The organism is Dapis hubbardiae BLCC-M172, assembly GCF_050016015.1.
Lineage (GTDB): Bacteria > Cyanobacteriota > Cyanobacteriia > Cyanobacteriales > Microcoleaceae > Trichodesmium.
Genome location: NZ_JBNHEQ010000009.1, coordinates 1 through 12,389 on the forward strand (window position 1 = coordinate 1; position 12,389 = coordinate 12,389).

Below are 12,389 nucleotides of genomic sequence, written 5' to 3' on the forward strand. Positions count from 1 at the left end.
CAAAAGTCATGCATTAAGATTTTGTAAACTCAAAACTTTGACACTACAGTAGAAACTATTTATGACATCTTTAAAGTGAATTGGTATAAGATTAAATAAAAGTAGTATAAAATTTAGTAATTCACCTGGTATTTATAGAGTATAAATCATGTTCATTGACTTTTCCTATTTGTCAAATTATCAGGAAAATATTAAGGTAAGTATTCAGCTATTAGCATTCAGCTTTTCGTGCGGAATGCTACGCAAATACAAATTTTAATTTTCCTTAGATATAATCCCTCCTTCTAGCTGATAGTTGACTGCTGAATGCTTATATATTAAGAACATAAATACTGAATTATTTGCTCATATTCGCAACCGTTATTTTTCCCAATTCCTGCTGATTTTTGATACTAATCTCATGTTCGGTTGAATACTTATAAATAATTATCAAGGAGTAATAATTGCTAGAGAAAGGATTCAGCATAAAAGTAGAAATTTAATATCTTTTCCATACTGTCAGAGCTGAAATTTTATTGATAACTGATTATCCGAACATGATATAAGTTTTGAGGTAAAGTTATACAGTTTCATGGAAGTTAAAAATCAAAAGTAAAATTTTATAGACTCAAAACTTTGATGCCACAATAATTTAAGGAAATTATTTTACTTATTGGTTTTGAAACTATTTGTGACATCTTTAAAGTGAATTGGTATTAGGAGTTTAGGTTTAATACAGTAGATTTAGGAGCAGTTATTAATAGAAGAGATTGAATGTATCAGGAAATATAAAAAAGAGATAGGGAACAGGGAACACTGAACTGGGAAAAGGTAATAAGAAATTAAGACAACTATTTGTCACTTAAAAATCTAGGAATAGTATGTACTTTTCCACCTCTGGATATTTACCATATTTTAACCTTTTTAAGTCTTACCTCTTTTAGATTTCAGTCACTCTAACCTCTCTTAATACTTGTTTTACAAACAGTCTATAATAAATAGATTGCTACTACTACTACTTTTACCAAAGGATAATTGATAATAAACAATTCATAAGTACCCAAACAAAATTATTTACCTATTCCAATTCTATCGAATCTTGACAAAGCAATATATTCAGCTTTGCTAAGTGTGTAATTAATTTTGTATACCTACTTAATGAAATAGTTTTGTAAATCTCTAATTTTATCTACCTATTTATATCTAATTCTGGCGTTGCATATTTGTGGGATGAATTGTAGTTTTGGAGAAAGAGGAAGTAAAAGATGGGATTTACCTATTCCCAAAAGTTTCATCCCTTGATTCAGCAACGCCCTAACTCTAAATATACTCTAATTATCCATTATCAATTAATTAAACATATCCGAATATCAATTTTTTTAAATGTGCAAAAACTTACTATCCGACCGATTCCTAGCATCTAAAAATTTCAACTGTCGATACAGTAGAGAAATCATTGGTAAATCAACTCCCGCCTCTTTTGCCATTCGTAAAGGATTACCAACAATTGCTTCAACTTCTAAAGGTCTTTTCCCTTCATAATCTAGTTTCATACTGGTTAAATAAGGCTTCATTTTACTCGTATGGTCTAGCATTTTTTGGATAAAGTAATCTTCTATTATTCGCCCGCAACTATTTGCTCCTGCTGACACTTCCCACATTAATTGTTCTGCTAAAAACCGCGTATCTGTATTAGCCATAATTTCATCTGTTCTAGCATCTAATACCACGGAAAGACCATTATAAGGAATATTCCAAACTAACTTTTTCCACCTAGCTAAAAGTAAATCTTCGCTCAACTCAATTGGAATTGCTGCCTGTTCAAAATCTTGAGCAATTTCACGAATTTTTTCTGTAATTCCTGCTGCTGTATAGTTAGGCAAATACTGCCCAATAGTAATAATACCATAGTCTATATGGCGAATTTTACCTGCTCCTACTTTATTAGAACAGACAAAACATAACCCACCTATTAAGGTATTACTTCCTATAATCTGGGAAATTTCTGGTTCAATATTTATGCCATTTTGTAAGAGCAAAATCACAGTATTTTTATTTACTAATGGTGGTAATAATTCTGGCAAAAGATAATTTTGCGTTGCCTTCAATGCCACAACAACTACATCACAACTTGGCATTTTTTTTACATCGTTATAAGCATCTACTTCTGGTAGACTAAAATCTCCATCCACTGATTCAATAATTAAACCTTTTTCCAGAACGTGTTGGTAGTCGCTACGCAGTAAAAAACTAACTTTATGACCTGCTTTTTGCAGTTTTGCACCGTATAATCCACCAACAGCACCAGTGCCGATAATTGCATAAGTTTTATTTGACATTTTAATAAAAATTGAGATGTTTCTTAAAAGTATATAATATATATAGCAATCCTAAATAGGTTGTAATAAATCAAAAAGTAAATAAAAAAACTGAAACTTCTACCTGTTGCCTGTTCCCTAAAAAGCAATAAGATTTTTGACACGAATAAAATAGGATTGCTATAGCAGTTATCATATTCATAAAATACATTTTTTTCTTCTTCTCTATTGGTAAGTAGTCAGCAGTCAGCAGTCAGCTATCAGCTTTTAATTATTAATTCTTTATTATACAAAATATCTTGAAAATTCACAAACTAAAAACATAGTTTTTCTAGAATATCTATTTCATTTTCAATACTTTTAATAATTTCTATTTATATGTCTGAAAATTGATTAATTTGGTGATTCATCCTGAGAAACCATAGAATTTATTTGACTAGGAAGAGTTAAAGTCACTATGCTGCAAAGATTAAGACTCCGATAACCATCAGAGATTACATCTGCATATTCTTTTGAATAGAATGGACCGCTATTATAAGCAAATCCTTCTCCTATTTCATATCTTGTTAATTCTGGTAGTGAAGTAGTCACTACTTGAACCTGTCGTTCGTTTTGTGGCACTACTATTACATGATATCTAGCAGCATTTGGTTCTTGACTAATATATTCAGAAAGTAAGCCATCTAATTCTCCCATAACTAGCTTTTCTTGATCTGAAACTTCTTCATCAATATTCACCAGAGCATTGATAATATCTTTTAATTCTGATACTTGTTTCTGTGGTGGAGAACTTGCCAAATAATCAGTGACATCCTGACGTAAATTTATCATATTTATAGCACCATCTGCCCCTTTATTTGTAGTTAAAATTTCCCAGGAAAAATTAATATCCCAATGGTCAGCGAATGATTGAATAAATTGTTTTTCTCTGGGGTCAAGCACTTCATCAATCATACATAGCTACCTGGCTTAAAATATTGATAATTTTTTTAGCTCCTGAAGGTTTTAAAAATGACTTAGCTAAATCTCCAGCTTCTTTTCTTTCAAAATTAAGGGTTTCTTTGATTAAAGTCCATAAGCCTTTTTGTCTTTCTCCAGGTACCCATAATGACATTCCTACAAGAATATAGAAAACTGCCAAACCAGCAAATAATACAGTGTCTATTAAACCCACATATTCCCCATTGAAAAGATAGTTAAGTGCAAAAATAAATCCGGGAAATAAAGAAACTAATTGTGCTGTAACAGATATACTTTCTACAACTACACGCTCATGTTTTCGCTTCCAAATTTGGTTAGCTGTTAGGTAGACTTCTGTTAAAGAAAAACCTATAGATAAAAAAGCTAGTATAGATACTACTTTCTGAAAAATTTCCATGATCCTGCTCCAAAATGTAATCCTGATTGATACATAATTTACCACTACATCAACAATTTGCCGATATAAAAAGATGATACTATAAATATTATTAAAAATAGAAAAACATAATTTTTCAAGAATATTTTTTCAGTTTAAATTATTTGAATAATCCCCATTTATTTCTCTAAAAATTGATTAATTTGGTGATTCATCCTAAGAAACTATAGAATTTATTTGACTAGGAAGAGTTAAAGTAACAATGCTGAAAAGATTGAGACTACGATAACCATCAGAGATTACATCTGCATATTCTTTTGAATAAAATGGATTACTATGATAAGCAAATCCTTCTCCTACTTCATATCTTGTTAATTCTGATAGTGAAGTCGTCACTACTTGAACTTGTCGTTCGTTTTGTGGCACTACTATTACATGATATCTAGCAGCATTTGGTTCTTGACTAATATATTCAGAAAGTAAGCCATCTAATTCTCCCATAACTAGCTTTTCTTGATCTGAAACTTCTTCATCAATATTCACCAGAGCATTGATAATATCTTTTAATTCTGATACTTGTTTCTGTGGTGGAGAACTTGCCAAATAATCAGTGACATCCTGACGTAAATTTATCATATTTATAGCACCATCTGCCCCTTTATTTGTAGTTAAAATTTCCCAGGAAAAATTAATATCCCAATGGTCAGCGAATGATTGAATAAATTGTTTTTCTCTGGGGTCAAGCACTTCATCAATCATACATAGCTACCTGGCTTAAAATATTGATAATTTTTTTAGCTCCTGAAGGTTTTAAAAATGACTTAGCTAAATCTCCAGCTTCTTTTCTTTCAAAATTAAGGGTTTCTTTGATTAAAGTCCAGAATCCTTTTTTTCTTTCTCCAGGAACCCAGAATGACATTCCTACAATTATATTGAAAACTGCCAAACTAGCAAATATTGTACTGTCTATTAAACCTACATATTGTCTTTCAAAAAGATAGTTAAGTGAAAAAACAGATAAGGGAAATAAAGAAACTAATTGTGCCGTAACAGATATACTTTCTACTACTAAACGCTCATGTTTTCGCTTCCAAATTTGATTGGCTTTGAGGTATGCTTCTGTTAAAGAGAAGCCGATAGATAAAAAAGCTAGTATAGATACTGCCTTTTGAAACATTTCCATGATACTGCTCCAAAATGTAATTTTTATACAAAATTTACCACTATAAAATGTATAACATAGAGTTGCTGAAATTGGTAAGATATACAAGTTTTAAATTTTAGGAAGTAGCTGGGAATGTTCCATGTAATACCAATTTGAAAAAAGAATGTTACAAAGAGTTTAGTCAACTAAAATAGTTTAAGTCAGATGGCTATAAAAATCATAAATAGGTTGCGGGTAATTAAAAAGTAAATAAAAAAGTTGAAACTCTCACCTCTTCCCTTTTCCCTCTCTTGGTGCCCATTCCCTTGCGTCTTTTGCCGACGCGGGTTCGCACCGCTGTTCCCTAAAAAGCGGCAAGATTTTTGCCACAAATAAAATAGGATTGCTATATTTGTTCAAATAGATTGTTTGAGGTAAAAAAAATGATAATAATAACTACTTCTACTGACTACTGACTATTGACTACTAGAAACATTATTAGTATTTGTAGTAAACATTTATAAAATTGGTATAACATCCGTAGGAAGTAGGGAAGGAGGAGAAAAAAATACTGTACCTCATCAAGGCTGAGAACTACTATATAGTAGTCAGGAATTAGAAGTGGGAATTTGACTATTCCTAAAAAGTCTAGTCTTTCTTCCCTATTGCCTATTTCGTAAAAAATACAATCTTCTCACAATTGAAATCAGATGGCTATATATTAAAAGATTATACTTTGCTAAATAAGAACTTGATTTTTTAGTATGGATGATTTACATTGGTTAAAAGCTTTTGCCTGATGTAAAATGTAAATTTATTTCTCAATATTTCTAATTTTGTCTAGCTTTTGCCAAACTAGAATAAAATATTAGTAAGTAAGTAGATAAAATTCTTTATATTTTCCCTGATAAGTTTAATATCTCAAGGTAACGTAAGCATTTCCTGCGGAATGCTGCGCAAACAGCTATTAGCAGTCAGATATTCCTACGGAATGCTGCGAAACAGCTTTTTAAATGATGTGATTTGATAGACTATTAAGGTTAAATGATGGATTTTTACCCATACTTTGTAATTCTATGAAATCTCTAAATTTTTATTTCCTTTAAGACAAGGAAATAAAGCTGATATCTGAATGCTGAATGCTTACAAAGTAACTGTCAGTGTCTCCTACAATTGGATGTGGTTTGAATCCCAATCAAATTTCCCTTTTTTCCTTCTTCAAGTATTTCTTAATTAGTGATAATTATGATTACCTTATTCCTATTTTCTACCTCATTAAAATATTAAATTAATTATGTCCAGGTACTTATTAATGACAGAAAAAATAAGGTCTCCTGCTTCTTTTAGAGGGATGAAAAAAAATCAACTTCAGTATTTATCAAGCCTCCAGCTAAAACCAGAGGTTACTGTTAAAGAATTTCCTCCGCAGAAGGCTAACTGAGAGACTGTTTTTCAATAATGGATAATTGATAATTGATAATTGATAATTACCTCTTCCTTTTAGGAAGAGGATTGAATAAAAGGAAAATTTTCTCTTGTTTCTTCTTTAAAGGAGAGGCTTTAAACCTTAATTATTCGGTAAAACAAGTATTTAAGAGAGCTTAGAGTGACTAAAATCTCAAAGAGGTAAGACTTCAAAAGATTAAAATCTGGTAAATACTAGAGGTGGAAAGGTGCATATATTCCTAGATTTTTAAGTGAGAAATAATTGTCTTGATTTCTTATTTCTTATTACCGAATAATTAATAATTAAGAGTTGAAGCGTCAATAATTAATTATTCATTCAACAATTAATGTTTAAAGCCTCCCTTTGTATTAATTATTGAGGACGGGTAATTATTAATTATTAATTGTTCCGCAGTGTTTTTTGCTGAACTGTTCCCTTTTTATATTTCCTGATAAATCCAATCTGTGATAACTGATAACTAATAACTGATAACTGAAATGACTGTTCTATCTCCTGAATTAAAACAAAAATTATCTACTCCACTAAAAATTGGCAACTTTGAAGTAAAAAGTCGTGTACTTCAATCACCATTATCAGGAGTAACAGATTTAGTATTTCGTCGTCTAGTTCGTCGTCATGCTCCAGAGTCAATGATGTACACTGAAATGGTAAATGCTACAGGTTTACATTATGTGAAAGAATTACCTCAAATAATGGAGGTTGATAATAATGAGCGACCAATAAGTATTCAATTATTTGATTGTCGCCCAGATTTTTTGGCAGAAGCAGCAGAAATGGCAGTAAAAGAAGGAGCTGATACTGTTGATATTAATATGGGTTGTCCTGTTAATAAAATTACCAAAAATGGTGGGGGTTCTTCTTTATTAAGACAGCCAGAATTAGCAGGAGAAATTGTTAGTAAAGTCGTAAAAGCTGTACCTGTTCCTGTTACTGTAAAAACTAGAATTGGTTGGAGTAATAAGGAAATTAATATCCTAGAATTTGCTAAGAGAATGGAAGATGCTGGTGCCCAAATGTTAACTTTACATGGTCGAACTCGTGCCCAAGGATATAATGGCCCGGCAAAATGGGAATGGATTACTAAAGTTAAGGAAATACTTTCTATTCCAGTTATTGCTAATGGGGATATTTTTTCTGTGGATGCTGCAATACGTTGTTTGGAGGAAACTGGAGCAGATGGGGTAATGTGTTCCCGTGGTACTTTGGGTTATCCTTTTTTGGTGGGAGAAATTGATTATTTCTTGAAAAATGGTGTAGAAAAAGTATCACCGACTGCAGTAGAAAAACTAGAATGTGCTAAAGAACATTTACAAGCATTATGGGAATATAAAGGCGATCGCGGGATTCGGCAAGCTCGTAAGCATTTGACTTGGTATTCTAAGGGTTTTCCGGGAGCAGGTGAGTTGCGGGGTAAGTTGGCACAGGTAGAAACTGTGACACAAGGTTATGATTTGATTGATAAGGTAATTGAAAATTTATAGTATAAGGAAGAGGGAAGAAGGAAGAAGGCTTTAGTTATCTAGGAGAGAAGGAAGAAGTTTAATATTTAATTTTTTGGGCGTTAGATAAATGGGAGATAATTTTAATAGTTTTGTATAATAGGTATTTTGCCTATTCTTAATACTTTCGGGTAGGTAGGATGCCAATAAGAAACCTGGTTTGTATTAAAATTTGACAATATTGATATCTGCTCAGACAAACCCGGTTTCTGTAACGTTTTAGATCCTAATAAGAAACTGGGTTTGTATTACAATTCGACTGTCAACCAAGAAATAAATTTATTGGCAAATAAAAAAGCTACAAAACTGATTATCTATTCTCTACGTTCTCCAAATATTAAATTAATTATATCTAGGTACTTAATAAAGACATTCTAAAATCTTGGCTATAAATACTTGGGAAGTGTCAAACTATCCTCATCAAGAACAATAAAAAATTTTTATTCCAGTTCCTTTGAGGATAGTGAGGTAGAGTTTAATACTAATATAGTCATTTTAGTTTAGAGTGAGACAAGGAGTTGCTACTGTCAAAGAGTTTCAGCTAAAAAAAATGTTTCATTCTTATTTAAAATGACTATATCTCTTCCCTCCATACCTATTCCCTAAAGAGGTACAGTTTAATACTAACCTCTCTTCCACTATTCCCTATTCCCTAAATTATGGATAAATTAAAAGGACGAGACTTATTAAGTTTAGCCGACTTAAATTCTGATGAATTAACAGAACTTTTACAATTAGCAGGCAAACTAAAATCTGGTAAAATTAATCTTAAATGTAATAAAGTATTAGGACTTTTATTTTCTAAAGCTTCGACAAGAACTAGGGTAAGTTTTACTGTGGCAATGTATCAATTGGGAGGTCAAGTTATTGATTTGAATCCTAATGTTACTCAAGTTAGTCGGGGAGAACCTTTGGTTGATACTGCTAGAGTTTTAGACCGATATTTAGATATTTTAGCGATTCGTACTTTTGAACAAAAAGACTTAGAAACTTTTGCCAATTATGCAAAAATTCCTGTTATTAATGCTCTGACAGATAGAGAACATCCTTGTCAAATATTGGCTGATTTATTAACGGTTCAAGAATCTTTTGGCAAGTTAGAAGGGGTAACTTTAAGTTACTTTGGTGATGGTAATAATGTGGCAAATTCTTTACTATTGGGTTGTGCAATGGTAGGAATGAATGTGAGAATAGCAACTCCAGCAAATTATCTGCCAAATAGGGAAATTGTAGAGCAAGCAAAAACTATTGCTAATGGTAAAAGTGAAGTTATAGTTACTGAAGATCCCCAGGTAGCAGTTAAGGATGCTCAAGTGCTTTATACTGATGTTTGGGCAAGTATGGGACAAGAGGGGGAAGCCGATAGTCGAATTCCTATTTTTCAACCTTATCAAGTAAATGAAAAATTGTTAGAAAATGCAGCAGATGATGTGATAGTTTTACATTGTTTGCCAGCACATCGAGATGAAGAAATTACTGATGGAGTTATGGAAGGAGAGCGATCGCGAGTTTGGGATCAAGCAGAAAATAGAATGCACGCTCAAAAAGCTTTATTAGTTAGTCTTTTAGGTAGTGATTAGAAGAATATGGGAAGTCTTTGCGAGTGAGAGCGAAATGCACCCTACTAGACTATGAGGACTTACGCAGAGATACCATATATAGCGTTCAAAACTATAACGTTATAGTTTTTTTACTCTATATGTAGTACCTCTGCATAAGTCCTGACTATATTTAAGATTTTTCCTGCTCTTAAAGCTTTTCTCCTAGATAACTAAAGTCTTCTTCCTTCACTGGAGTATATTAGGACTTACGCAAAGACCATGTATGTAGCGTTCAAAACTATAACGTTATAGTTTTTGAACTCTATATATGGTATCTCTGCGTAAGTCCTGTATTTGTAATACCATTTCTTAAAAATAATGCTATATCTAATTGGGTAGGGAGGTGTGGGAAGTGTGGGGAGTGGGGGGAAAACTAAAAGTAGAAACAATCAATACTGACTGATTAATAATTGTCAAAAAAAGACTTTCAACCTTGGTGACTATTTAACTTTTAAAGCATAGCTGAAGCGTAGCGTTACTTTTCGTAATTGGTATAAGATTTTTCCTTCTCTTAAAGCTTCTTCCTTTTTCTTCCTTATTCCTCCTTCACCGGACAATATTTAAGATTTTTCCGTCTCTTAAAGCTTCTTCCTTTTTCTTCCTTCTTCCTTCTTCACCGGACTATATTTAATTTAAGATTTTTCCTTCTCTTAAAGCTTCTCTCCTAGATAACTAAATCCTTCTTCCTTCGTCACCAGACTATATTTAATTTAAGATTTTTCCTTCTATTAAATCTTTTTCTTTCTTACTTCTTCCTTCTTCACCGGACTATATTTAAGATTTTTCCTTATTCATTCTTCCTTATTCATTCTTCCTTATTCATTCTTCCTTCTTCCTTATTCATTCTTCCTTCTTACTTCTTCCTCAAGATAGAAATAAACAGCTTTATCTTGATTATTTAAACTGATAATTCTCTGAAATATTTCAGTAGCTTGTTCCTTCTGTTGAGAATAGTAACTAATAACCCCCTGCTCAAATAAGGTTTTAGTTTGTCTTTTAAATTCGATCAGTTCGGGCGGATCTGCATCAAAAAATTCAAATAAAGATACTGCATCTTTTTTTCCTTTAACTTGAACTTGACCAAGAAACCTGTAATTATATTTCGTATAATCTTTAAGCTGAAAAAAGGTATGTTGACTAATAATTAAAGAAGCACCATAAACTTTAGTTAAATCTTGTAGACGAGAAGCTAAATTTACAGCATCACTAATCACAGTAGTATCCATTCTATTAATTCCACCAACTGTTCCTAACATTAAAGAACCTGTATTAATTCCAATCCCAATCTTAATAGGTGATTTATTATATTCTTTTCTAAGAATGTTATATTTATTTAGTTCTAAAAGCATTCCTAAAGCAGCTTCAACAGCATCATCAGGACAACGGCCAAATAGTGCCATAATAGCATCACCAATATATTTATCAATAAAACCATAATTAGCAGTAATTAGAGGTTCCATACGGGAAAGATAGGAATTAATAAATTTAAAATTTTCCCCTAAATTCATAGTTTCTGAAAGGGTGGTAAAAGAGCGAATATCAGAAAATAAAATTGACATCTTCTTTTGTACAGATTCACCCAAAGAAACTTCGACAATACTTTCATGTCCTAAAAATCGGAGAAACTGTTTTGGTACAAAGCGACTATATGATTGATTAAGTTTAGATAATTCACTATTTTTAAGTTCTAATTGTTGAGTAAATTGAATCCTTTCTGCTTCAGCTTTTTTTCTTTCTGTAATGTCTTGAAAAGTAGCGATCGCGTAAATTAGTTTACCATTATCATCAAAGATTGGACTTGCTGATACTTCCACAGGAATTATCTTTTCCCCTTGACGAATTTCCATATTATCAACTCTAGCATTTTCTCCTTTTAAAGCTTTAAATATTGGCTGTTGTTCATAAGGATAAAATTTTTCTGTTCCTGCTAAATAAAGTTGATAAATTTCGGGAATTTTCTCTGGAGTAGTTTCGGCTATTATCCCTTTACCAAAGATATTTTGTGCAGTTTGATTAGTGTAGAAAGGTTGACCATCAGCATCAACTACAAATACTCCTACTGGCAAAGTTTCTAAGAATTTTTCTAGTCTTTTTTCACTGTCATATAACTTTTGAGCTGCTTCTATTAAATGTTCCTGTTTTAGAGCATCTTTTAACCTTTGAACATAATTTAAAGTTTTATTAATTGTAATTTCTAAATCTTCTAAATCGATGGGTTTAGTTAAAAAATCAAAAGCTCCTAGATTCATAGCTTTTCTCACAAGAGCTAAATCACTAGAAGCAGAAATAACTACTGTTTTAAGTGTAGGATGATTAATATCAGAAAGAATAGATAGTAAAGCAATGCCATCCATTTCTGGCATAGTAATATCAGTTAATATAATATCTATGTCTGGTTCAGCTTGTAACTGTTCCAGAGCTATTAAACCGTTAGAAGCAAAAATAAATTCTAGGTCTTTTTTCCGAATTTGATTTCTGAACTTTTGCTTAATTATTGATTTAAAGGATGGTTCATCATCCACAACCAGTATTTTTGCTGGCATAGGTTCATTTTAGTTTTAATATTGTATAGCGCTACGCGCTAGGGAATAGGGAATAGGGAATAGTAAACTAAATAAAGGGTTTTTCGTATAGGGAAAAGCTCCCCTAACAGGATTTGGAAATGTCCTAACCTTAATCCATAGTGCTATATTACTAATATATAGCAATTCCCATATTGGTGAAATACAAAATTGGCTTGTTTTAGGGAGTAGGGAGCAGTAATTTGGGTTAGGTAATCATTTCAGTTATCAGTTATCAGTTATCAGTACCTCTGGAATAAGGAGGCTTGATATTAAGGAATAGTCTCTTTTTTTATCCCTTTAAAAAGGGAGGCACATACCCACAATTTTTCGGTAATAGAAAAGAAAAAAAACAACTGTACCTGATTCAAGAATTGAGAATTGAGAATTGAGAATTGAGAATTACCTATTCTTATAAAAAAGAGGATTGGTGCTCAAGGATTTTTGTTCTTCTCTTGGTTG

8 protein-coding genes are annotated in these 12,389 nt (G+C 31.8%); 2 read left to right on the forward strand and 6 right to left on the reverse strand.

Going from position 1 to position 12,389, the window contains the following annotated elements:
* Positions 1-1,358 precede the first annotated feature (1,358 nt).
* From ACP6PK_RS00770 to ACP6PK_RS00790, 5 genes are all read right to left on the reverse strand, one after another.
* Positions 1,359-2,318, reverse strand: coding sequence for a putative 2-dehydropantoate 2-reductase (locus ACP6PK_RS00770; RefSeq protein ID WP_426556913.1), 960 nt, complete (start codon positions 2,316-2,318; stop codon positions 1,359-1,361).
* Between the two features lie 372 nt (positions 2,319-2,690).
* The gene (locus tag ACP6PK_RS00775; protein ID WP_426556915.1) at positions 2,691-3,251 is read right to left on the reverse strand and encodes a hypothetical protein; all 561 of its coding nucleotides are present in this window, start codon (positions 3,249-3,251) and stop codon (positions 2,691-2,693) included.
* On the reverse strand, positions 3,244-3,675 hold the full coding sequence (locus ACP6PK_RS00780; RefSeq protein WP_426556917.1) for a hypothetical protein: 432 nt from the start codon (positions 3,673-3,675) through the stop codon (positions 3,244-3,246). Before ACP6PK_RS00780 ends, ACP6PK_RS00775 begins: the two co-directional genes overlap by 8 nt.
* A 195-nt stretch (positions 3,676-3,870) precedes the next feature.
* Positions 3,871-4,413: a hypothetical protein gene (locus ACP6PK_RS00785; protein ID WP_426556919.1), complete on the reverse strand. Its 543-nt coding sequence runs from the start codon at positions 4,411-4,413 to the stop codon at positions 3,871-3,873.
* Complete coding sequence (locus ACP6PK_RS00790) at positions 4,406-4,924, reverse strand: hypothetical protein (protein ID WP_426556921.1); 519 nt, start codon at positions 4,922-4,924, stop codon at positions 4,406-4,408. Before ACP6PK_RS00790 ends, ACP6PK_RS00785 begins: the two co-directional genes overlap by 8 nt.
* Positions 4,925-6,742: 1,818 nt before the next feature.
* Here ACP6PK_RS00790 and dusB point away from each other — a divergent pair.
* Together dusB and argF are read left to right on the forward strand one after the other, a co-directional pair.
* Positions 6,743-7,747, forward strand: a complete 1,005-nt coding sequence (dusB, locus tag ACP6PK_RS00795) for a tRNA dihydrouridine synthase DusB (RefSeq protein ID WP_426556923.1) — start codon at positions 6,743-6,745, stop codon at positions 7,745-7,747.
* Positions 7,748-8,424: 677 nt separating this feature from the next.
* On the forward strand, positions 8,425-9,345 hold the full coding sequence (gene argF / locus ACP6PK_RS00800; RefSeq protein WP_426556925.1) for an ornithine carbamoyltransferase: 921 nt from the start codon (positions 8,425-8,427) through the stop codon (positions 9,343-9,345).
* 857 nt (positions 9,346-10,202) lie between these two features.
* Here argF and ACP6PK_RS00805 read toward each other — a convergent pair.
* The gene (locus ACP6PK_RS00805; RefSeq protein WP_426556927.1) at positions 10,203-11,909 is read right to left on the reverse strand and encodes a response regulator; all 1,707 of its coding nucleotides are present in this window, start codon (positions 11,907-11,909) and stop codon (positions 10,203-10,205) included.
* Positions 11,910-12,389: the final 480 nt, after the last annotated feature.

Coding starts and splice junctions, on each gene's coding strand:
- ACP6PK_RS00775 (WP_426556915.1), bottom strand. CDS start 3,251: ATGATTGATGAAGTGCTTGACCCCAGAGAAAAACAATTTATTCAATCA.
- ACP6PK_RS00805 (WP_426556927.1), bottom strand. CDS start 11,909: ATGCCAGCAAAAATACTGGTTGTGGATGATGAACCATCCTTTAAATCA.
- ACP6PK_RS00780 (WP_426556917.1), bottom strand. CDS start 3,675: ATGGAAATTTTTCAGAAAGTAGTATCTATACTAGCTTTTTTATCTATA.
- argF (WP_426556925.1), top strand. CDS start 8,425: ATGGATAAATTAAAAGGACGAGACTTATTAAGTTTAGCCGACTTAAAT.
- ACP6PK_RS00785 (WP_426556919.1), bottom strand. CDS start 4,413: ATGATTGATGAAGTGCTTGACCCCAGAGAAAAACAATTTATTCAATCA.
- dusB (WP_426556923.1), top strand. CDS start 6,743: ATGACTGTTCTATCTCCTGAATTAAAACAAAAATTATCTACTCCACTA.
- ACP6PK_RS00770 (WP_426556913.1), bottom strand. CDS start 2,318: ATGTCAAATAAAACTTATGCAATTATCGGCACTGGTGCTGTTGGTGGA.